Below are 21,486 nucleotides of genomic sequence, written 5' to 3' on the forward strand. Positions count from 1 at the left end.
TTACTTGTTTATCAACAGTGTTTTAAGGCTGTATAGTTTCGTCAGGGTATAAAAAAAGGCGTTACCAAAAATAAGTAACACCTTTATGTATGTTTTATACAAACATTATTTTTTGTGACGTGGGTCGCTAGAAACAGTTAGTTTATGACGGCCTTTAGCCCTTCTGCGAGCAAGCACTTTCCTACCGTTGGCAGATGCCATTCTTTCCATAAAACCGTGCTTGTTTCTTCTTTTTCTCTGTGATGGTTGAAAAGTTCTCTTACTCATTGCTTTGTATCTTTAAATCTTTATGAAATATCTTATTCTGGACTCCGGAATGCTTTTTCCAAAAACCGAGTGCAAATATACAAAGGTTTTTTTTTCTCACAAGTGCTTTTATAAAAATTATTTAATTCCAAAAATTGTTACCTTTGCCACCGCAAATTTATACTATAATATATGTTCAATAAAAACATAAAGCTGGTTATTGCCGGCCTTATCCTTGCAACAGCCGTATGGCAGTTTACCGAGAACAATATTGGCAACGGTATTTTCCTTATCCTTATAGCGGCGCTGGTTGTTGTAACCTATTTCCGCAACGAGGTAATTATTATGGCGTTCTTCAAATTAAGGAAACAGGACCTTGAGGGTGCCGACAAAATACTTGACAAAATAAAAGACCCGCACGGCGCACTGGTACGCAAGCAGGAGGGCTACTATAACTACCTTAAAGGCATTATTACCAGCCAGACCAACCTTAACACTGCCGAGAAATACCTGCGTAAGGCAATAGAACTTGGCCTTAACATGGATCAGGATCTTGCTATGGCAAAGCTGCAGCTTGCCGGTATATCGTTTACCAAAAACAAAAAGATGGAAGCCGAGAAGCTATTGGGCGAAGCTAAAAAACTGGACAAGCAGGGCATGCTGAAAGACCAGATAGCCATGATGAAGGCTAACATGAAAAAAGCCCCGGCACAGCAAATGAGGAGATATTAATTTCCATACACATACAATATTAACCGCCTTCGGGCGGTTTTTTATTAATAAAAAGTGTTTACCCAATTCTAATCTTATGAAACTATATACCATAACTTCCTTATTAATTTTTCTATTTTGCAATACTCCCGATACAGAATCAAATCAGGACAGGCCTTCAGGGCGGTTTATCTTAAAAGGTTCAGAGTGCGCGGGTTTTACTTTTGTTGATACTAAAACCGTATTGTGGACAAACGAAATGTTTTGCAACGACCCTGATACACTCCGCATACAATGGATAAACACCACAACATTTACCACAAAAAACATAAAGCCACACAATCCGGACTGCCCACCCGGTGTAAGCCTGTATGAAATAGTTTCATACAAAGGGAAAAAACTTATTCTTAAAGAAATATGGATGGGATGGGGTGACCACGCTCCTGAAATAACCGAGTTTACACAGGCAAATAATTAAAACAGAATAATATCTGTTTAGGGATAAGTTTAACAAAGCTTTCAATGATATCCTTAGTTATACACGAATCCATATTATTTAAATTTTAAATACAACCCCGTTTAACCTCAACAAATAAAGCTTTTATTTAATCATATTTTCACTACAAAATCCGCGCACAAGAAGATTTTGTAGTGAAAATTACCTTTCAAGGACATTTTGCAGCGTTAATACAACTCAGCAAACACGGCGTTTTCTTCAGCATACACTATAAAATACCACACAAACCTGACAAAATGTTAAAAACAGGTTAATGTGTTAAAATTAATTTTCTTAAACGTTTTCAACGGTTTTTAGTATGCCAACATACAAATGTTAACTTTTTGTCAGGCTTTGGCTTCAAACACCTAAAAAAGCGCAACAAACGTGTTCATTGCCAACATCTTAAAATTCGCAAAAGTGATAACACCCTCATAATCAGTGTTGGTTTTGCGTAACTTTACTATACCCCAAAGAATAAACACAAAAAAGATGAAAGGTTTAGTAAAACATATTATCCTGCTACTGCTTCCACTGATGGCCGCCGCACAGGTGGACAGCACTTATTTTTCTAATGCCGTACGCATAAAATTCAAAAAATACCAGGCCAGCGCCGAAGAAGCCTACCGTAGCGGCGATGTAAATAGAGGTGATTACCTGTTTGACTCGCTGGTGCAAAACAGGCTAAGGGCTACCACATTTGATAACTTCACCCTTAAAAAAGCAAACGGCGGCAAAATAGAGCTGTCTAAAATTAAAAAGCCTATAGTGCTTATTACCTTTTCATCAAGCATGGTTACCGGCCTTGGCGAGATTCCTGCCATAAACCGCCTGGCGCAAAAATACCGTAAAGATGTGCAATATGTGGTGCTGTTTTGGGACCGCAGGCACAACATGAAAAAGATTGCATCCAAATTTAATAGTAGTGTAATTGTGTGCTATGCGCACGAATCGTACCGTAATGACGCCTCTATTGTAGCTACAATGAAGCACAGGCTGGGTTTCATTGCATCATACTACCTCGACGAAAACCGTAAGGTGGTAGACATAAAACGCTGCTTTGTAAATGCCCCCTTAAAGAAAAACCAGTACCAGCGCGGCTACGCCATGTACTACAACAATTACCTGAAGCAGCTTCATGCATTGCTCATGAACTTCGAACTTAAAAAAGAAATGCTGGCCGTAAAATAGCTGGCATTCTTTTTGCAAATTACAGTTCAAACCTGTAACCATGAAATGCTTTACATTAGCGTTATTGTTTCTGCCTATTTTATCTTTTGGCCAAAAAGCAACTTATACCCCACCAAAACCCGGTTATAAAATTGACGGTAAAGAAGTACTGTATAATGGCTACATTATAAGCCGTACCGGGGCGAAAGCCTATACAGATAAACGGGAATATGCTGGGTTTTGCTTCGGTTTTAAAAGCTCGTTTCCTGTTGTTAATGAAACCGATAGCCTTGTCAGCGTAGCTTATGGCGATAATAACGAGGTGCTTTATTATGTAAATAAAAAGAGTATCGGTAGGGAAACTGATATTCCTTTAGATAATTACGACCTCAACGAGCGGTATGCTTATAATGAAGCATGGCGTAATGAAGACGTTTCTTCTGCCGAGGGCTGTGGTGAAAGCAACGAAACTCCGGCTGAGGAAGATGGTCTTACTACTGATGACTACCCGGATGTAGTAGTTACATTACTAACCGAAAAAGAATTCCTGAAAGCCAAAACCTCTGCTGTAACTAATTATCTTACAGTCGATAAAACAATCAAAAAAGTTGGTAAAACCATAACCATTGGCGGGCAAAAGTTTATGGATGGTTTAGGCGATGGCGGTCAACCCAACGTGTATACTTATGTAGGCGATTATAAAGCCTTAAATGCCTCATTGCTGCAATATATGTGTTCTGCCTGCGAAGAATACAGTTATGAGCTGGTTGATAAGCGTACCGGTAAGCAAATAACCTCGTTTACAAACGTACCCGTATTTTCTAAAAACTATGGATATGTAATGGATTTGGGCCAACTGTTCAGTAGCAGCCCTACCATACTTTCTTACTATAAATGGAAAGATATTAACAAAACTGAAGTACCGTCTACCTATAAAGAGTTTGGCAACTGGTCGCCCGTAGGCCAAGGTTTCTGGGGTAATGATAATTGCTTCTACACGCCTGTAGTACCTACAATAGTTATAGACAACCATAATGCTGACGAAGCAAAACGTACTGCTGCACGCTATAATTTCAGGTATGTAAAAATTACTATAAAAGGTCCTTCACAAAAACAGGAAAATTAATTGAAAATACTATGTAGATAGCATCCCTACAGAATTTTTCAATCTTTAAATTATTGAATCTTTCAATCAGAAATCACACCAGCAAATTCAGCAAATACGGCTGGTTGTTCAGGTAATCTACAAAAAAGCCACGCTCTTTCATATTGGCCATAAGCTGCTCAAATTCATGGGCGTGTTTCAGCTCTATGCCCACTACAGCAGTACCTTTCTCCTTGCTGTTCTTTTTGGTGTATTCAAAATGGGTAATGTCATCGGTAGGCCCCAGTACATTCATTACAAATTCGCGCAGGGCACCCGGCCTTTGCGGGAATTTCACCAGGAAATAATGCTTAAGCCCTGCATACAGCAGCGCACGCTCCTTTATTTCCTCCATACGGGTAATATCGTTATTGCTGCCTGATATAACACACACCACATTTTTACCCTCAATTTCTTTGGCATAATAGCCCAGCGCCGCTACCGATAAGGCTCCGGCAGGTTCTACCACTATGGCATCTTTATTATACAGGCTGAGGATAACCTGGCATATACGGCCTTCGTCTACCGTATGCATATCGTGCAGGGTTTGCCTGCAAATATCAAAGGTATACTCGCCTACGCGTTGTACCGCAGCGCCATCAACAAACTTATTGATACGTTCCAGTAAAACAGTTTCGCCTTTTTCAAGGGCTTTTTTCATGCTGGGTGCGCCTGCAGGCTCCACCCCTATTATTTTGGTTTCAGGCGAAAGCTGCTTTAAAACACTGCTCAGCCCAGAAGCCAATCCTCCCCCACCTATCGGCACAAAAACGTAATCGATTTTTTCGGGAAGCTGTTCCAAAAGTTCCAAACCAATGGTAGCCTGCCCTTCTATAATATACGGGTCATCAAACGGATGGATAAAAACAGCCCCACGCGATGCACAAAAATCGAGTGCAGCGTCTTTGGCTTCGTCAAACGTATCGCCTGCCAAAACCACATTTACATACTCCCCGCCAAACATGTGTACCTGATCGAGCTTTTGGCCCGGTGTAGGTGTCGGCATAAAAATAGTACCATGTACCTGCATTTTATTGCACGCAAAAGCCACACCCTGCGCATGGTTTCCCGCACTGGCACATACTACGCCTTTAGCCAGTTCATCAGGGCTAAGAGTAGCCATTTTGTTATAGGCCCCACGCAACTTATACGAACGCACCGGTTGTAAATCCTCACGCTTAAAGTAAATATTGGCACCGTAAATTTCGCTTGCGGTACGGTTAAGGGTAAGTGGCGTACGGCTCACTACGCCATTAAGGCGCTGTGCAGCCTGCTGTACATTTTCTATCGTTGGGAAATAAGTAGTATGGGTGTTCATGGTGTTTTGCTCCTGCCAAGTTTTAGCAACCTTGTAGGTATGGTATAAATTAAACCTACAAGGTCTTGAAGACCTTGCAGGTTGTGAATTAAGTATGCAAAAAGCTTCGCTGTCGCCGGGCGACTTAGTTGTTCTCCGGCCTTAAGCTGCGTACAGTTTTACCCGCCTGCCACATTTCGCTGTTGCGAAGTTCAGAAAGCTCCTCTTCCAGCTTCACGCGGTAATCCGGCTTACTGTTGCTTGATATAGAGTAACCTGCCTCTTTACCGGTTTCAACGCTTTCGTACAGCTCTTCAAATACCGGCTTGGTAGCATCGCGGAATTTCTTCCACCAGTCAAGCGCACCACGCTGTGCAGTTGTAGAACAGTTGGCATACATCCAGTCCATACCGTTTTCAGCTACCAGCGGCATAAGCGACTGTGTAAGTTCCTCAACGGTTTCGTTAAACGCCTCACTCGGAGTGTGGCCTTTACCGCGAAGTACTTCGTACTGTGCAGCGAAGATACCCTGAATGGCTCCCATAAGTGTACCACGCTCTCCTGTAAGGTCGCTGAATACCTCACGTTGGAAATCTGTTTCAAACAGGTAGCCCGAACCAATGGCGATACCTAATGATACCACACGCTCCCAGGCCTTGCCCGTTGCATCCTGGAAGATAGCGAAGCTACTGTTTAGTCCGCGGTTTTGCAGGAACATACGGCGTAGTGATGTACCAGAACCTTTAGGTGCTACAAGGAATACGTCCACATTTTCTGGCGGGACAATGCCAGTCTGCTCGTTAAAGGTAACACCAAAACCATGCGAGAAATACAGCGCTTTACCGGCAGTAAGGTTCTCTTTTACCTTAGGCCATACTTCTATCTGGGCGGCATCACTAAGCAGGTAGCAAATTATAGTACCTTTTTCAAGGGCTTCTTCAATATCAAAAAGGCTTTCACCCGGTACAAAGCCATCGGCAACAGCCTTATCCCATGAAGCCGAATTCTGACGTTGGCCCACAATAACGCTGATACCGTTATCGCGTAGGTTAAGCGCCTGGCCCGGGCCTTGTACGCCGTAGCCTATTACTGCTACTACTTCATCTTTTAATACCTGTTGTGCTTTTTGTAACGGGAATTCGTCGCGGGTTACCACGTTTTCTTCAACCCCGCCAAAATTTAATTTTGCCATTTTTTCTGTTTGTTTTTTATTTAAGTTTCTTAGCTACTGAGTGGCTGAGCTTCTTAGCCGGCTACACTCAGTCATAATTATTTTGATTTTTTAGATTGTTCAGTTTCAACGGCTCTTTATTTTTTAGCCATCTGAGTGGCAACTTTAAACCTGAAACCTTAAACTAAAGTTCCTACATCGTGAACACTCCATCCCTTTTATCAAGGAATTCGTTTTCAACAGCCGGTTCGCTAGGTTGTTCTGCTTCAAATTCGAGTGTCGCGTTGTGTATGCCCTCACTGGCTTTAATGATTGCTACACGTGCGCTACGAACAAACTCTATAAGCCCCCACGGTTGCAGGGCTTCCGCCAATGCATCAATCTCCTCTCGGTGACCAGTGGTTTCAAACACCGTATAGTCGTTACGTATCACTACCGTGTTGGCGCCGTATTGACGCAAAAGGCGCTCTACCTTTACCTGCTCGGCAATAACATTGGTTGGTACCTTGTACATGGCCATTTCCTGCCAAACGATTTCATCATCGGTATTGTAAAACACCTTCAGTACCTCGACCTGTTTTTCAAGCTGGCGGGCTACCTTTTGCACCACGTCTTCCGACTCTTCTATGACAATGGTAAAACGGCTTATGCCCTTTACCTCGGTCGGACCTACGTTAATGCTTTCTATATTGATTTTCCTGCGCGAAAAAACAATCGCTATGCGGGTCATAAGTCCCACATGGTTTTCGGTATAAACCGTTATGGTATACTCCTGTTTCATTGTTATTTGTTTCAGGTTTCAAGTTTAAAGTTTCAGGTTCTGAACGTTAAAAACAACCTGAAACCTTAAACCTGAAACAAAAATTTTACATTTCATCCCGTCCTAATACAATTTCGCTTACGCTTTTGCCTTGCGGTACCATAGGGAATACGTTGTTTTCCTTACCGGTCATTACCTCAAGCAGGTAGCTACCATCGTGTTGCAGCATGGTTTGGATTGCATCCTTAAGGTTTTCGCGCTGGTTAACGCTTTGCCCCGGAATGCCGTATGCCTTGGCAAGCTGTACAAAATCCGGACTTTGTATATCTACAAACGAATAACGTTTTTGGTGGAACAACTGCTGCCATTGGCGCACCATCCCTAAAAAGGCATTGTTCAGTATCAGTATTTTTACATTGGGTTGGAACTGCATAATGGTACCCAACTCCTGCAACGTCATCTGGAAACCACCATCACCAATAATAGCCACCGTAGTACGGGTAGGGTCGCCATAGGCAGCACCTATAGCCGCCGGAAGCGCAAACCCCATAGTACCAAGGCCACCGCTGGTAATGTTACTCTTGGTCTGCGTATATTCGGCATAACGGCACGCCACCATCTGGTGCTGGCCTACATCGGTAACGATAATCGCATCGCCATTTGTAAGCTCATTCAGCAGGCGGATAACCTCGCCCATGGTAAGCACCTCATCGGTTGGATGTACTTCAGGTGTTATTACTTTTTCCTGCTCACGTGCCTGGCAGTCGATAAATTTTTGATGCCAGTCGGTATGTTTACGTTCCTGTATTGCTGCGGTAAGTAATGGCAGGGTTTCTTTACAATCGCCCCATACCGGTACATCGGCTTTTACGTTTTTGTCAATTTCAGCCGGGTCAATATCCAGGTGGATTACCTTGGCCTGTTTGGCATACATATCCAGCCTGCCGGTAACACGGTCATCAAAACGCATGCCTATGGCAATGAGTACATCGCATTCGTTAGTAAGCTTGTTCGGGCCATAATTACCATGCATGCCCACCATACCCACACCCAACGGATGGTCAGTCTGGATGGCGCTCATGCCCATAATGGTCCACGCGGCGGGTATACCCGATTTTTCTATGAATGCCTTAAACTCAGCTTCGGCCTTGCCTAAGATTATCCCCTGCCCGAATACAATAAACGGACGCTCGGCCTTGTTTATCAGTTCGGCAGCCTGCTGTATATATTCTGGCCTTACAATAGGCTTCGGCCTGTAGCTGCGTATAAAATTGCATTTTTCATAGCCTTTAAAAGCTATCTTTTGCAACTGCGCATTTTTGGTAATATCTATCAATACAGGACCCGGCCTGCCCGAACCCGCTATGTAAAAGGCTTTCGCCAATACAGCCGGAAGTTCTTCGGCATCGGTCACCTGATAATTCCATTTGGTTACAGGAGTTGTTATGTTTATCACATCCGTCTCCTGGAAGGCATCGGTACCCAAAAGGTGTGCAAACACCTGCCCGGTGATGGCTACCACCGGCGTGCTGTCTATCATGGCATCGGCAAGGCCGGTAACCAGGTTGGTAGCACCAGGGCCACTGGTGGCAAATACTACCCCCGTTTTCCCCGAAGCACGTGCAAACCCCTGCGCGGCGTGTATACCGCCCTGCTCATGGCGCACCAGTATGTGTTTCAGCTTATCGGCGTAGTCATACAACTCGTCATAAATGGGCATTATGGCCCCACCGGGATAACCGAAAATGGTGGTTACCCCCTCGGCAAGTAATGCTTCCAGCACCACCTGCCCCCCGCTGTGGGTTTTGGGTTCGTCTGCTACTGCGGGTGCAGCGGCAGTTTTTTCTATGATTTTTTCCATAACCGTTTATTTCTCCTAAAACCCGGATTAATCAATTGTTATTAAATCCAGCTTTCGTTTTTTATCTGTTATCTTAACCACCTCATGGTCACCTGTTTTTTTGTTGTAGCTGTACTTTGCCACCCTGTTGTGTTCATCTGTCTTAAACGTTAAACGCAATCCAAGCTCTTTTATGTACAGATATTCCCAGTCGTTTATCAGGTCTATGTTCAGTTTGGCATCGGGAAACCGTTTCAGTATAGCGCCAATTTCCATACCCGTATGCAGTCCGCCTACTTCTATATCCGGTGAGATAACTGTCAGGCCGGTTATCCTTTTTACATCGGCATACAAATCGGGTACAATCAAAAAATACTGTAACTCCTCCTGAAACCACACCTCGTACCCCACTTCGTCTGAATCATCACCATAGGTGTACTTAGGCACCCGTTTTAGTTCCAAGGCAGCTTCATAAGGGCTGTACACATCAACAATATTCCTTAAAACCATACCTTTAGCCAAACTACCGGCAAACTTTATAGGACACATACGCATAGCGGCCTCATCATAGTAAAAGGTTTTTACCAGCTTTTGTCCCCGTATTTCATAGATGCCACTATCAGCATCATAATTACCATACAGCTTTGACAATTCGTCTTCGCCGTCGGTAGTTTCTACACCTCCGTACGAAAAATCAGACTGCATTAGCGTAAACCGTTTACCGTCTGTCACAATTTGTGTTTTAACCGAAGAAAAACTGTCTGCTGTTATATCTTCGCTATCGCCCACCGGATACGTCCAGGAATGTATATATTCGTCTTTTGAAAAACCGGTACAAGAACCGTTAACAAGATCTACAATATAAAATTCGGTGCTTTCCACTTCATGGCCGTTACCATTGGCCCAGTATCCTCCTTCAAAAAACGCATAGTTCCTGTCGTCTGAATATCCGGCGAAACTTGCACGCGCACGCCAGTCGGTTCCAAAAGGCGTTGCATATACCTTCCAGTCTTTACCTTTCCGATATCCAATTGCACTACAAATCACACCATCTGCCAAGCAGTTATCAGTATAAAACAGGTTGGCATCTATAACCAAATCTGCATTACGCTGAAGCTCTTCAAGCTCGCTATTTACCATTGGCACAACCGGCATGGCTTCAAAATCGTAGATATAGCGGTTTTGTGCCTGTATAAGCAGGCTAAACAAGAATGCTATGTATACAATCTTTTTCAATCTCTATCTTTTTAAACTTATAAAGAATAAAAATGCCTGTGCACCCCGCACCTAAAACTCATCCGTTACACAGCCTTCAGCAGCTGATGAAACCGTACGGGCATATTTGTATAATAATCCGCTTTTTACTTTCAGTTCCGGTTGTTGCCATGCGGCTCTGCGCTTGGCCAACTCCTCCTCACTGACCAGCAGGTTCAGCGTGTTGTTTACAGCATCTATCTCTATAAGGTCGTCATTTTCCACAAGGGCAATGGTACCGCCTTCGTAAGATTCGGGGGTAATGTGCCCCACCACAAAACCGTGCGTACCACCACTAAAGCGCCCATCCGTTATCAGGGCTACGCTTTTGCCAAGTCCGGCACCAATAAGCGCACTGGTAGGCTTCAACATTTCGGGCATGCCCGGCGCACCTTTAGGGCCTTCGTTCTTTATCACTATCACGTCGCCATGCTGCACTGTACCGTTGGCAATACCTTCAATAAGGTGCTTTTCCCCGTCGAATACACGGGCGGGGCCTTTAAAGCGCTCCCCCTCCTTACCGGTTATCTTGGCAACGCTGCCGCCTGTGGCAAGGTTACCATACAGTATGCGCAGGTGGCCGTCAGGTTTAATCGGGTCGGCAAGCGGACGGATTATCTTTTGGGTTTCAAATTCAAGTGAAGGGATATCAGCCAGGTTTTCGGCTATGGTTTTACCGGTAACGGTAAGGCAGTCGCCGTGCAGTAACCCTTGTTCCAACAGGTATTTCATTACAAGCGGAATACCACCTATGTTGTGCAGATCCTGCCACAGGTATTTACCGCTTGGCTTAAAGTCGGCCAAAACCGGCGTGGTGTCGCTCATCTTCTGGAAATCGTCCTGCGTAACCGATACGCCTACGCTTTTGCCCATTGCTATTAAGTGCAATACCGCATTGGTACTGCCACCCAGTATCACGATAAGACGCATGGCATTTTCAAATGCCTTACGTGTCATGATATCAGCAGGCTTTATATCTCTTTCAAGGAGCACTTTCAGGTATTTACCGGCATCCAGGCATTCCTGTTTCTTTTCAGGGCTTAGCGCCGGATTACTCGACGAATACGGCAAACTCATGCCCAACGCTTCTATAGCTGAAGCCATAGTATTTGCCGTGTACATACCGCCACAGGCACCCGCACCGGGACACGCATTGCGTATCACTCCTTTAAAGTCTTCATCGTTCATGGTACCGGCTATCTTTTGGCCCAATGCCTCAAAGGCCGAAACTATATTCAGGTCTTGCCCTTTGTAACAGCCGGGGGCTATGGTGCCACCGTACACCATTATAGAGGGGCGATTCAGCCTGCCCATAGCCATAATGCAGCCGGGCATGTTTTTATCGCAGCCTGGTATGGTAATCAACCCATCATAATACTGCCCTCCGGAAATTGCCTCTATACTGTCGGCTATCACATCGCGGCTTACAAGGCTGTAGCGCATACCATCGGTACCGTTGCTCATACCGTCACTTACGCCTATGGTATTAAAAATAAGTCCGGCCAACCCTTCATTCCAGGTACCCTCTTTTACCAGTTTGGCAAGGTCGTTAAGGTGCATGTTACAGGTATTTCCGTCAAAGCCCATACTGGCTATGCCCACCTGTGCCTTATCCATATCGTCATCGGTAAATCCTATACCGTACAGCATGGCTTTGGCAGCCGGCTGTGTATCGTCCTGCGTAAAAATACGCGAGTATTTATTTAACCCCATTTGTTTCAAGTTTCAGGTTTAAGGTTCAAAGTTACTTACTCTGCCCCAAAAACCGGATTTTATCTGTTCCGTTTTAAAGTTGCTTACTCTAACCCGAAAACTACGTTTAGTTTGTTTGTGTTTGTCTGTTTTATGCTTCGGCTTCAAGCTGAAGGCTTCCTCTCTCCTGTTTGAAATCTTCAAGCCCTTTATCGAAAACAAGGTTCTGGTAGGCTTTCTGGATAATACTGCACAGGCTGTCGTCCCAGTTTTTGGTAAACGGCACATCGTCCAGTGATTCAAGGGCCAACACTTCGGCAGCCGTACCACAAAAGAACGCTGCATCGGCACCACGCATTTCATCAGGGGTAAAGAATTTTTCCTCTACCGGAATATCCAGCTCACGGCAAATGTCAATCACCGTAGCCCTGGTAATCCCCGGAAGGATGCTGCCCTTAGCGGGTGTGTACAGTACGCCGTCTTTTTCAAAGAACACATTGGCGCCGCTGCTTTCGGCTACAAAGCCATTGGCATCCAGTACCAAAGCCTCGTCATAACCGGCATCTTTGGCTTCCTGGCAGGCAAGTATAGAATTTACGTAATGCCCGCTTACCTTGGCCTCCACTTTAAATGCCTGTGGGTTTGGCCTCTGGAAACTGCTGGTTTTTATACGCATCTTGTTTGCCATATAGCCATTGGTCCACTCCCAGGCTTCAATGGCAAGGAAACTGTGCTGGCCTTTGCTCAGTCCCATATTTGGCGAGCAGAACACTATAGGGCGAATGTAGGCATTGATAAAACCGTTGCGCTTCAGCACCTCATAGGTAAGTGCTGTAAGCTGCTCTGTAGTATAATTAAACGGAATATACATCAGTTCGGCACTGCGGCGCAGGCGGTCATAATGTTCTTCTGCCTTAAATATTTTGGTACCGTTTTCGGTTTCGTAGGACTTAATCCCCTCAAAAACCGCGTACCCATAGTGAAGTGACTGTCCGTAAAGGTTTGTGGTAGCCTCGGCGGCCTTCACAAATTCCCCGTTGTAATAAATAATGGTTTTGTCTGTAAAATACATATCTGTTTGCTACTGTTTGTTCCGTTCAATGACAAAAAAAGCCGTTCCTTTATGAGGGAACGGCTTGTAATATGGCTATATCAATTCAAGGCAGGATCCCTCAGGCTCTGTTGCTAATGACAACAATGCTGAGAATGTTAACTGCTATGATGATGTTTGTATTCATTAAATCTTTGTTCGTTATAGCGAAGTTATAAATTAATATTAAACAACAAAACATTTAACTGATAATTATCACACAAAAAACGATTCTATAACATATTTTAATCAATAAAAAAGCTAAAAAATTACACACTTAATAATTTTAAATTACTTTACAACAAAATACAGCAACGTTCTGTTAAAAAAACAATGTTGATTTTGGGTTATGATAAAAATTTGTTTTGAAAAAGATACTGAGTTACTGAGATGCTTAGATACTTAGTTTTAAGCGGTGAGTACCACTACCCTTCCATCAATAAGGACATCGGTAAAGCCAAATTCTTTGGCTACCCAACCAAACGATGCATCGCTGTAGAGGAACACGTGCGTAGGGTCGGTTTTGTAAAACCAGGTGCCAAAATCACGGTTAGGGTCAAAGCGATCGGTCATTATATAGAGCTTACCTCCCTGTTTCAGCAGTTTCCGAAGTTGGGCAAACTCAGTATGCGGGTCTTTAAAGTGCTCGGCGGTTTCGCTACAGGCAATATAGTCGTACTGTTTTTCTAAAACTTCAGGATAATTATGGAAATACAGGTCGTACTGCTGTATGTTGTACCCATTATCGGTAAGCACCTTAAGTATGGGCGAACCCGTACCGGAACCAAAATCCAGCCCCTCATGCTGCGTACCGAAATCAGCCAGGAGGCGGTTGGTTACCGGGCTGGTAAAGTTTTGGTACCGCACATCCTCAGGGTCGTTATTGTGGTTAAGATAGTGTTTTTGCTCTGCCTCAGGCGACAGGTAATCTTTCGGGTGCAGGAAAACAGAAAGACAAAGGGAGCAGTGTAAAAACTCCCTTTGCCCCTGTATATAATATGTTTGGGAACTGCCGCTGCACAGCGGGCATTTCAAATCGCCCATATATTAAGGATTCGTTGACCAAATGCTGCTTTCTTTTATAAACACACGCTTGTTGAGCTTCAGTTGTGCCACAATCAGCTCCGCGAAGTCTTCGGCCTGCATTACCTTTTCAGGGTTGCCATCGGTAAGGTTAAGGTCTTTTGCCATATCGGTAGCAATGGTACTCGGAGCCAGCGCTGTAACACGGATGTTGTGCTTACGCACTTCCTGCATTAGCGACTCGGTAAGGCCCATTACGGCAAACTTACTCGCACTGTACGCACTGGTAACAGCAGCACCTTTAAGGCCTGCAGTAGATGATATGTTTACAATATCGCCGCTTTGCTGCTCTATCATACCCGGTAATACGGCACGTGTAGCATAATATGTACCGAACAGGTTTACTTTAATAATGTGTTCAAACTCCTCCGGGCTAAGCTCCAGGAACTTCCCGAACTTACCCACACCGGCATTGTTAATCAGTATATCTATCTGTCCAAATTCAGCTACTGCCTTTTCTATCGCCGCAGTAATCGAAACAATTTCAGCCACATCGGCAGTAAGCGCCAGGGCTTTTACACCTTTGGCTTCTACCTCTTTGGCTACTGCTTCTACGTCGGCAGCCGTACGGGCTATAAGCACTACGTTAGCGCCTTCTTCGGCAAGTGCCAGTGCTACGGCTTTACCAATTCCTTTTCCTGCACCGGTAATCAGCGCATTCTTTCCTTTTAAACTTTGCATTGTGTTATGATAGGTTATTATTGTTTATTGTCGCTATTTGCCGCTATCGGCAAAAAACCGGAAAAATCAGCATCACTTTTCTTTAAAAACTTGCCGATAACGGCAAGAATACGAAATTTTAAATCCTGATGCCTGGCGGCAGCATGTCCTTATAGCCCGGGTTCTTTTTAAAGAAAGCCACCACTTTAGGGTGTATCGGCATTACACGCAAGCGTTTTTCTTCGGCCGTTTCCAGTATCTGCTTCAGCATATCGTTGATAATGGTATCATCTTCGGCACCTTCGGGCTGATAGATTTTGGTTAAAAACAGCTTGCGTTCCTGTACGCTGTATTCTATGGCGTAAATATTTCCGTTTACTTCGGCTTCAAACTGGCGGGTAAATGCGTTGTCTTTAACTTCCATGGCTAATTGTTGAATTGCATTGGTACTTCTATTATCAGTATTTTAGATGGCGCTTTAGTGGTAATTGTTATGGTCTCAAACTCCACAGCGCCGTAAGCATCGCGTGCGTTTACTTCCTGTCCGTCGATTTCCAGCTGCCCTTCAAGCAGGAATAAGTATATACCGTTCCCCTCCAGGTTCAGCGGATAGCCTATGGTTTGGCCTGCGTCAAACACCCCAAGGTACAGCCATGCCTGCTGGTAAATCCACAGGGCATTGCCATCATTTTTATCATGGGGAGAAACCACATTCACCAGTGCGTTCCTGTTTTCTTCGGGGTTAAAACCTTTCTGGTCGTAGCGTGGGGCTACATCCTGCAATTCCGGGAAAATCCACAATTGTAATGTTTTGGCCTGCTCGGTTTGGCTGGCATTCATTTCACTGTGGTAAATGCCCGTACCGGCACTCATAACCTGCACTTCACCAAAGCGTACAGTAGCCTCATTGCCCATGCTGTCGCGGTGTGTAAGGCCGCCTTCCATAGGTATGGTAATAATCTCCATATTATCGTGCGGATGCGTGCCAAAACCCGTCCCGCCCGCTATGGTATCGTCATTCAGTACGCGCAGCATGCCGAATTGTACCATTTCGGGATTGTAATAATTGCCAAACGAAAACGAAAAATTGGCCTGGAGCCAGCCGTGGTTGGCCGTACCCCTCTGGTTCTTAGGGAAAAGTCGTGTCCTCATAGAAAAATTACCGATAAATTAAATTTGGCCACGGTTGCTTTGGCGCAAAAACTTTAATTTTATACAAATTTCGGAATAAATTTTGATAATAGCCCGTAAACCGGCGTTAAAACTCAATATGGAGAAAATACCCGTATACTTTATGCCCGGGCTGGCCGCCAGCCCTACTATATTTGAGAATATAAAGCTGCCCGAAGACCGGTATGAATGCCACTACCTGGAATGGCTGTTGCCCGAAACGGTAAACGAACCGATAGCCCACTATGCCAATCGCATTTGTGAAGGTATAAAACACGAAAACCCGGTGCTGATAGGTGTATCTTTTGGTGGTGTACTGGTACAGGAAATGGCAAAGATTGTAAAGGCGCGTAAGGTTATTATCATATCGAGTGTGCGGTGCAACGGAGAGTTCCCTAAGCGGATGCGTTTTGCAAAACGTACGCGTGCCTACCGTCTTTTCCCTACGCGGCTGATGCAGGAAATAGGCTGGCTGGCACAGATGTTTGTAGGCAATAATGCAGTAACAAGGCGGCTGAACCTGTACGACAAATTTATGTCGGTACGGGATAAGAAATACCTGGATTGGGCGTTTAAAACGATAATAAACTGGGATTGTACCGAACCGAATATGGAGGTAATACACATACACGGCGATGCCGACGAGGTATTCCCACCGAAGTATTTAAGGAGTTTTATCCCTGTAAAAGACGGCACCCACGTAATGGTGCTTACCAAAGGCAAATGGCTTACGGAACATTTACCGGAACTGATAGAAAATTAAGGATTATTAATTGTCAATTATGAAAGATTATAAACTTTTCGATTGACTAACTAAAAATATGAGTGAAGCTTCTCCCTCTCCTTCGGAGAGGGCCGGGGTGAGGAAAAAAAAGACTGAATTATGGAATGGATTAAAAACACAGGCATTGCGGCATCATTAGTGCTGCTGGGCGGGGTAGCGGTAAACACTACCTATAACAAGAAACAGGATAGCGTAAGCACTATTATAGAAAACAAGCGTGCTTTCCCAAGCCAGATTGATTTTGCGGGAGAGCAGGCACCACTAAATGTAAGCGATGTTAAGGAACGGCTGGACAGGGAACTACTGGTTAATGCCAACCTTGATGCTACTACCCTGCTGATTATAAAACGTGCCAACAGGGTGTTCCCGGTTATAGAACCGATACTGAAACAATACGGTGTACCCGATGATTTTAAATACCTGGCTGTAATAGAGAGCGGACTGGTGAATGCGGTTTCGCCTGCGGGTGCACGCGGTGTATGGCAGTTTATGCCCGAGACCGGCAAACAGTACGGCCTTGAGGTAAATGAACTGGTAGACGAACGCTACCACCTGGTTAAGAGTACCGAAGCAGCCTGTAAGTACCTGCTTTGGGCCAAATCGAAATTCGGGTCGTGGACACTGGCCGCAGCTTCGTACAATGCAGGTGTGGCAGGAGTTAACAAACAAATGACCTTTCAGGGTGTAGACAGCTATTACGACCTGATGCTGAACGACGAAACCAGCCGCTATGTATTCCGTATACTGGCGCTTAAAGAGATAATGCAACACCCGGCACAGTACGGCTTTAGCCTTACCCCTGCAGAACTATACACACTTATCCCTACAAAACAGGTACCGGTAACGGCTTCTGTAACCGACCTTTCCGCTTGGGCAAAGGAACAGGGTGTTAATTATAAAATACTGAAAATACACAACCCATGGCTACGCGACCGCAAGCTTGATGTAGCCGCAGGTAAACAATACACACTGGAAATCCCGCTTTCGGGCTACTAAAAATACCGTGTATTTTATGCAACCGACACAACGTGGAATGCACAATATTAAAACACCTTTTCTGTAAATATTTACAGAAAAGGTGTAGTTTTACAACCAACGAATCACAATTATTAACCAATGAAAAAAATCATTTTTACTGCGGCAATACTTGCCGTTACGTGTTTTAGTGCCAATGCCCAAAAAATAAAACTTGGGGTAAAAGCAGGGCTTAACATTTCTCAGTTTACAGGCGATGTTTTAGAAAACAACTTTACACCGGGAGTAAATGCAGGATTTGTAGCCGAATTTAAACTTACCAATTGGTTTTCGCTCCAGCCGGAATTACTATATAACCGCCAGGGAAACAAAACCATTATTAATGACTATGTAGGCACGGAAGTTTCTCACGAAAAATACTTTGATAAGCTTGATTATATTTCATTACCCATACTGGCAAAGTTTTATATCTATAAGGGACTAAGTATTGAAGCAGGCCCACAAATAGCATATCTTACAGGAGCAAAAAGAAAAGTGGAATATAATGGATATTATGGTGACGGATCATTAGAAGCACCCGTAAATTCTGAGTTTGAAAAAGCAGACCTTGGGCTTGTTAGCGGGCTTGCTTACGACTTAGAAATGGGATTGTTTTTCCAGGCCCGTTATATAAGCGGTGTTTCAAACATTACCACCATACCCGATACCACTCTTAAAAACCAGACGATAGCATTTTCTGCAGGGTATAAATTCTAAGGAATATATCAATAAACAAAAAACTCAGGCATTGCCTGAGTTTTTTTATGCTAATACCGGTTCGTTTACAAAATCAAAACGCACCAGTCCGTCTTCGTCTATTTTGGTAAGGGTAACCTCGTGCAGGGTATTTACCAGCTCAGGGTTCCATGGCGCTTTTACCTTCACATAGTTTTCGGTAAAGCCATGTATATACCCCTCCTTGTTTTCACCTTCAAACAGTACCGTACGGCTTGTACCCAATTGGCTTTCGTAAAACGCACGGCGTTTCTTTACCGAAAGCCCACGAAGCATCTTACTGCGTTTGGCACGTACGTTAGCAGGTACAGCACCCGGCATTTCCGCAGCAGGCGTATTATCGCGCTCGCTGTAGGTAAACACATGCAGGTAGCTTATTTCAAGTTCGTTCAGGAAGTTGTAGGTTTCCAGGAAATGCTCGTCGGTTTCCCCCGGGAAACCCACAATAACATCTACACCTATACAGGCATGCGGCATTACCTCACGGATTTTGGCAACACGTTCGGTATATACGTTACGCAGATAGCGGCGGCGCATCAGTTTCAGGATGTCATCACTGCCACTTTGCAACGGTATGTGGAAATGCGGCACAAACGTACGGCTTTGGCTTACAAACTCTATGGTTTCATTGCGTAGCAGGTTGGGTTCAATAGACGAGATACGCAGGCGCTCTATACCTTCTACCTTATCCAGTTCCTGAACCAGTTCGTAGAATGTATGCTCGTGCTTTTTATTACCAAACTCACCTTTACCATAGTCGCCTATGTTTACGCCGGTAAGTACAATTTCCTTAATATTCTGGGCAGAGATTTCCGCAGCGTTTTTCAGTACATTTTCTAACGTGTCACTACGCGAAATACCACGTGCCAGCGGAATGGTACAGTACGTACACTTGTAGTCGCAACCGTCCTGCACCTTCAGGAACGCACGGGTACGGTCGCCTATAGAGTAGCTACCAACATAAAAATCAGCTTCAGATATTTCGCACGAGTGCACCTCGCCCATATCGTTTTTGCTCAGGTCGTTTATGTAGTCGGTAATTTTAAATTTCTCGGTAGCGCCAAGCACCAGGTCCACGCCGTCTACTTCGGCAAGTTCCTCAGGCTTCAGCTGAGCGTAGCAGCCTACGGCAGCAACAAAAGCTTTATCGTTGGTCTTCAGGGCTTTCTTTACAATCTGCTTAAACTGTTTATCAGCATTTTCAGTAACCGAACACGTGTTGATAACATAAATATCGGCAGGATCTTCAAAATCCACCCTGTCAAAACCATCATCAGCAAAACTGCGGGCAATGGTACTGGTTTCAGAGAAATTCAGTTTGCACCCCAGCGTATAAAAAGCGACTTTTTTCCTGTTTTCCATGATCATAGAGCCTAAAGCCTTATAAATAAGGGCGCAAAGTTACAAACAAAAGTTGAGTTATGAAACACATTCCTGTCATTGCGAGGAACGAAGCAATCCCATCATTATGAACGACTTAAATTTAATTTCCTTATAAGATTGCTTCGTTCCTCGCAATGACTGCCCTAAATAGGACTTAGATGTCCGGTTTCTTCCACAAACTGTTACATTAAAACAATTACTACATTGTTATATTATCCAAAAGCTTCTGTTTCCAGGCTTGCATCTTTGTTCTCCAGCACCGAAGCCTCTTTATTCAGGAACTCATCTACATTTCGGGCGCATTCACGGCCTTCGCTAATGGCCCACACCACAAGGCTCTGTCCACGGCGCATATCACCACAGGCAAAGATTTTATTGTGGGTAGTTTTATAAGTAATATCATCTGCCGAAACATTTCCTTTAGCATCTTTCGCTAAATGATAACGGTCAATAAGCAGCTGTTCAGGTTTAGCAAAGCCAATGGCTATCAATGCCAAATCACACGGTAGTATACGTTCTGATCCCGGGTTCTCTACCGAACGCAAACGGCGGCCGTCTTCAGTAAATTCCCAATGCAGGTCGGCCACCTTAATCCCTGTAAGGTTACCATTTTCATCGCCGATAAATTCTTTTGTAGCGGTTGCAAACAAGCGTTCGCATCCCTCCTCCTGCGAAGAAGATGTTCTATACACATCCGGGTAATCAGGCCACGGGGTGTAGGGCGGGCGCTCGGTTCCCAACTGGTGCATGAGTGCCAACTGCGTAACGCTTTTGGCGCCCTGGCGGATGCTGGTGCCAATACAGTCGCTGCCCGTATCGCCACTGCCTATGATGATTACGTTTTTATCTTTCGCAATGATTTCAAAATCAACAATATTGCTTTCTATCCCGGCTCCTGCCAACGGGTCTTTACCTGCTACACGCTTGTTTTGCTGTTTCAGGTATTCCATGGCATAGTGTACGCCATTCAGTTCCCTGCCCGGGATTTCCACGTTACGCGGCACCATAGCTCCTCCTGCCAACACCACAGCATCATACTCATGCAGTATATCCGACAGGAACACATTTACCCCTACATTAGCATGGTACTGAAATTGCACCCCGCTCTGCTCCATAAGGGTAATGCGGCGGTCTATCACATTCTTTTCCAGCTTAAAATCGGGGATGCCGTAACGCAATAATCCTCCCGCAGCATCGTCTTTTTCAAATACGGTAACGCTATGCCCTACGGCATTCAGCTGGTCAGCAACTGCCAATCCCGCTGGACCACTACCCACTATGGCAACACGCTTACCGCTTCGTCCTTCCGGCAAATACGGTTTTACAAAGCCTTTTTCAAAAGCAATTTCTATAATATGCTTTTCTATGGCTTCGATAGCCACCGCCGGGCGGTTGATGTTCAGCACACAAGACGACTCACACGGGGCCGGGCAAATCCTCCCCGTAAATTCCGGGAAGTTATTGGTACTGCTAAGTATTTCGTATGCTTCCTCCCATTTTTCGTAGAATACCGCATCGTTAAACTCCGGTATTACGTTACCCAGCGGGCAGCCGCTGTGGCAAAACGGTACCCCGCAATCCATACACCTGGCCGACTGCTGGTGCAGTTTTTCATCGGTATAGGGCTTGGCAAATTCTTTATAGTGTTTGATGCGCTGCTCCACAGGTTCGCCCTGCGGCAGTTCGCGCTCGTATAGTTTAAATCCTATTATTTTTTCCTGCTTCATTTTCTTGTCAATTTAGCGGCCAACCTGCAAGGTTTTTCCAACCTTGTAGGTTTTATTTC

General features: G+C 44.6%; 21 protein-coding genes. 7 read left to right on the forward strand and 14 right to left on the reverse strand.

What is annotated here, in order from left to right:
* Positions 1 to 105 precede the first annotated feature (105 nt).
* Positions 106 to 267 carry a 50S ribosomal protein L34 gene (gene rpmH, locus ACZIX4_RS18900; RefSeq protein ID WP_322624401.1) on the reverse strand — a complete coding sequence of 54 codons (162 nt, stop codon included), beginning with the start codon at positions 265 to 267 and terminating at the stop codon, positions 106 to 108.
* A 171-nt stretch (positions 268 to 438) separates the two neighbouring features.
* Between rpmH and ACZIX4_RS18905 the strand changes: the two genes are divergently transcribed.
* The 4 genes from ACZIX4_RS18905 (at position 439) to ACZIX4_RS18920 (ending at position 3,749) form a co-directional block, all read left to right on the forward strand.
* Positions 439 to 978: a DUF2892 domain-containing protein gene (locus ACZIX4_RS18905; protein WP_463337214.1), complete on the forward strand. Its 540-nt coding sequence runs from the start codon at positions 439 to 441 to the stop codon at positions 976 to 978.
* A 76-nt stretch (positions 979 to 1,054) separates the two neighbouring features.
* A complete protein-coding gene (locus tag ACZIX4_RS18910) occupies positions 1,055 to 1,435 on the forward strand; it encodes a hypothetical protein (RefSeq protein WP_463337215.1) in 381 nt (126 codons plus the stop codon).
* A gap of 510 nt (positions 1,436 to 1,945) precedes the next feature.
* Positions 1,946 to 2,644, forward strand: a complete 699-nt coding sequence (locus tag ACZIX4_RS18915) for a hypothetical protein (RefSeq protein WP_463337216.1) — start codon at positions 1,946 to 1,948, stop codon at positions 2,642 to 2,644.
* A 40-nt stretch (positions 2,645 to 2,684) separates the two neighbouring features.
* A complete protein-coding gene (locus tag ACZIX4_RS18920) occupies positions 2,685 to 3,749 on the forward strand; it encodes a hypothetical protein (protein ID WP_463337217.1) in 1,065 nt (354 codons plus the stop codon).
* A gap of 73 nt (positions 3,750 to 3,822) precedes the next feature.
* Here the strand turns inward: ACZIX4_RS18920 and ilvA are convergent, their stop codons facing one another.
* The 11 genes from ilvA to ACZIX4_RS18975 form a co-directional block, all read right to left on the reverse strand.
* Complete coding sequence (gene ilvA, locus ACZIX4_RS18925; RefSeq protein WP_463337218.1) at positions 3,823 to 5,085, reverse strand: threonine ammonia-lyase IlvA; 1,263 nt, start codon at positions 5,083 to 5,085, stop codon at positions 3,823 to 3,825.
* Between the two features lie 124 nt (positions 5,086 to 5,209).
* On the reverse strand, positions 5,210 to 6,256 hold the full coding sequence (gene ilvC, locus ACZIX4_RS18930; protein WP_463337219.1) for a ketol-acid reductoisomerase: 1,047 nt from the start codon (positions 6,254 to 6,256) through the stop codon (positions 5,210 to 5,212).
* 172 nt (positions 6,257 to 6,428) lie between these two features.
* Complete coding sequence (gene ilvN, locus ACZIX4_RS18935; RefSeq protein ID WP_463337220.1) at positions 6,429 to 7,016, reverse strand: acetolactate synthase small subunit; 588 nt, start codon at positions 7,014 to 7,016, stop codon at positions 6,429 to 6,431.
* A gap of 85 nt (positions 7,017 to 7,101) precedes the next feature.
* A complete protein-coding gene (gene ilvB / locus ACZIX4_RS18940) occupies positions 7,102 to 8,856 on the reverse strand; it encodes a biosynthetic-type acetolactate synthase large subunit (protein ID WP_463337221.1) in 1,755 nt (584 codons plus the stop codon).
* Positions 8,857 to 8,883: 27 nt separating this feature from the next.
* Positions 8,884 to 10,071: a hypothetical protein gene (locus tag ACZIX4_RS18945; RefSeq protein ID WP_463337222.1), complete on the reverse strand. Its 1,188-nt coding sequence runs from the start codon at positions 10,069 to 10,071 to the stop codon at positions 8,884 to 8,886.
* A 51-nt stretch (positions 10,072 to 10,122) separates the two neighbouring features.
* On the reverse strand, positions 10,123 to 11,802 hold the full coding sequence (ilvD, locus tag ACZIX4_RS18950) for a dihydroxy-acid dehydratase (RefSeq protein ID WP_463337223.1): 1,680 nt from the start codon (positions 11,800 to 11,802) through the stop codon (positions 10,123 to 10,125).
* Positions 11,803 to 11,932: 130 nt separating this feature from the next.
* Positions 11,933 to 12,853, reverse strand: a complete 921-nt coding sequence (locus ACZIX4_RS18955) for a branched-chain amino acid transaminase (protein ID WP_463337224.1) — start codon at positions 12,851 to 12,853, stop codon at positions 11,933 to 11,935.
* Between the two features lie 426 nt (positions 12,854 to 13,279).
* Positions 13,280 to 13,915, reverse strand: coding sequence for a class I SAM-dependent methyltransferase (locus tag ACZIX4_RS18960; protein WP_463337225.1), 636 nt, complete (start codon positions 13,913 to 13,915; stop codon positions 13,280 to 13,282).
* Positions 13,916 to 13,918: 3 nt separating this feature from the next.
* Positions 13,919 to 14,635: a 3-ketoacyl-ACP reductase gene (locus ACZIX4_RS18965; protein WP_463337226.1), complete on the reverse strand. Its 717-nt coding sequence runs from the start codon at positions 14,633 to 14,635 to the stop codon at positions 13,919 to 13,921.
* Positions 14,636 to 14,753: 118 nt separating this feature from the next.
* The gene (locus ACZIX4_RS18970; protein WP_463337227.1) at positions 14,754 to 15,038 is read right to left on the reverse strand and encodes a GNAT family N-acetyltransferase; all 285 of its coding nucleotides are present in this window, start codon (positions 15,036 to 15,038) and stop codon (positions 14,754 to 14,756) included.
* 2 nt (positions 15,039 to 15,040) lie between these two features.
* Complete coding sequence (locus ACZIX4_RS18975) at positions 15,041 to 15,766, reverse strand: pirin family protein (RefSeq protein WP_463337228.1); 726 nt, start codon at positions 15,764 to 15,766, stop codon at positions 15,041 to 15,043.
* A gap of 118 nt (positions 15,767 to 15,884) precedes the next feature.
* Here ACZIX4_RS18975 and ACZIX4_RS18980 point away from each other — a divergent pair, with 118 nt between their 5' ends.
* From ACZIX4_RS18980 to ACZIX4_RS18990, 3 genes are all read left to right on the forward strand, one after another.
* The gene (locus ACZIX4_RS18980; protein WP_463337229.1) at positions 15,885 to 16,547 is read left to right on the forward strand and encodes an alpha/beta hydrolase; all 663 of its coding nucleotides are present in this window, start codon (positions 15,885 to 15,887) and stop codon (positions 16,545 to 16,547) included.
* 120 nt (positions 16,548 to 16,667) lie between these two features.
* Positions 16,668 to 17,564, forward strand: a complete 897-nt coding sequence (locus tag ACZIX4_RS18985) for a lytic transglycosylase domain-containing protein (protein ID WP_463337230.1) — start codon at positions 16,668 to 16,670, stop codon at positions 17,562 to 17,564.
* A gap of 120 nt (positions 17,565 to 17,684) precedes the next feature.
* Entirely contained in the window at positions 17,685 to 18,299 is a 615-nt protein-coding gene (locus ACZIX4_RS18990) for a porin family protein (protein ID WP_463337231.1), read from the forward strand.
* A gap of 45 nt (positions 18,300 to 18,344) precedes the next feature.
* Here ACZIX4_RS18990 and mtaB read toward each other — a convergent pair whose 3' ends face one another.
* Both mtaB and ACZIX4_RS19000 read right to left on the reverse strand, forming a co-directional pair.
* The gene (gene mtaB, locus ACZIX4_RS18995) at positions 18,345 to 19,679 is read right to left on the reverse strand and encodes a tRNA (N(6)-L-threonylcarbamoyladenosine(37)-C(2))-methylthiotransferase MtaB (protein WP_463337232.1); all 1,335 of its coding nucleotides are present in this window, start codon (positions 19,677 to 19,679) and stop codon (positions 18,345 to 18,347) included.
* Positions 19,680 to 19,912: 233 nt separating this feature from the next.
* The gene (locus tag ACZIX4_RS19000; protein WP_463337233.1) at positions 19,913 to 21,427 is read right to left on the reverse strand and encodes a glutamate synthase subunit beta; all 1,515 of its coding nucleotides are present in this window, start codon (positions 21,425 to 21,427) and stop codon (positions 19,913 to 19,915) included.
* Positions 21,428 to 21,486 lie beyond the last annotated feature (59 nt).

This window comes from Flavobacterium niveum (genome assembly GCF_055231775.1).

Coding starts and splice junctions, on each gene's coding strand:
- rpmH (WP_322624401.1), bottom strand. CDS start 267: ATGAGTAAGAGAACTTTTCAACCATCACAGAGAAAAAGAAGAAACAAG.
- ACZIX4_RS18905 (WP_463337214.1), top strand. CDS start 439: ATGTTCAATAAAAACATAAAGCTGGTTATTGCCGGCCTTATCCTTGCA.
- ACZIX4_RS18910 (WP_463337215.1), top strand. CDS start 1,055: ATGAAACTATATACCATAACTTCCTTATTAATTTTTCTATTTTGCAAT.
- ACZIX4_RS18915 (WP_463337216.1), top strand. CDS start 1,946: ATGAAAGGTTTAGTAAAACATATTATCCTGCTACTGCTTCCACTGATG.
- ACZIX4_RS18920 (WP_463337217.1), top strand. CDS start 2,685: ATGAAATGCTTTACATTAGCGTTATTGTTTCTGCCTATTTTATCTTTT.
- ilvA (WP_463337218.1), bottom strand. CDS start 5,085: ATGAACACCCATACTACTTATTTCCCAACGATAGAAAATGTACAGCAG.
- ilvC (WP_463337219.1), bottom strand. CDS start 6,256: ATGGCAAAATTAAATTTTGGCGGGGTTGAAGAAAACGTGGTAACCCGC.
- ilvN (WP_463337220.1), bottom strand. CDS start 7,016: ATGAAACAGGAGTATACCATAACGGTTTATACCGAAAACCATGTGGGA.
- ilvB (WP_463337221.1), bottom strand. CDS start 8,856: ATGGAAAAAATCATAGAAAAAACTGCCGCTGCACCCGCAGTAGCAGAC.
- ilvD (WP_463337223.1), bottom strand. CDS start 11,802: ATGGGGTTAAATAAATACTCGCGTATTTTTACGCAGGACGATACACAG.
- ACZIX4_RS18955 (WP_463337224.1), bottom strand. CDS start 12,853: ATGTATTTTACAGACAAAACCATTATTTATTACAACGGGGAATTTGTG.
- ACZIX4_RS18960 (WP_463337225.1), bottom strand. CDS start 13,915: ATGGGCGATTTGAAATGCCCGCTGTGCAGCGGCAGTTCCCAAACATAT.
- ACZIX4_RS18965 (WP_463337226.1), bottom strand. CDS start 14,635: ATGCAAAGTTTAAAAGGAAAGAATGCGCTGATTACCGGTGCAGGAAAA.
- ACZIX4_RS18970 (WP_463337227.1), bottom strand. CDS start 15,038: ATGGAAGTTAAAGACAACGCATTTACCCGCCAGTTTGAAGCCGAAGTA.
- ACZIX4_RS18975 (WP_463337228.1), bottom strand. CDS start 15,766: ATGAGGACACGACTTTTCCCTAAGAACCAGAGGGGTACGGCCAACCAC.
- ACZIX4_RS18980 (WP_463337229.1), top strand. CDS start 15,885: ATGGAGAAAATACCCGTATACTTTATGCCCGGGCTGGCCGCCAGCCCT.
- ACZIX4_RS18985 (WP_463337230.1), top strand. CDS start 16,668: ATGGAATGGATTAAAAACACAGGCATTGCGGCATCATTAGTGCTGCTG.
- ACZIX4_RS18990 (WP_463337231.1), top strand. CDS start 17,685: ATGAAAAAAATCATTTTTACTGCGGCAATACTTGCCGTTACGTGTTTT.
- mtaB (WP_463337232.1), bottom strand. CDS start 19,679: ATGGAAAACAGGAAAAAAGTCGCTTTTTATACGCTGGGGTGCAAACTG.
- ACZIX4_RS19000 (WP_463337233.1), bottom strand. CDS start 21,427: ATGAAGCAGGAAAAAATAATAGGATTTAAACTATACGAGCGCGAACTG.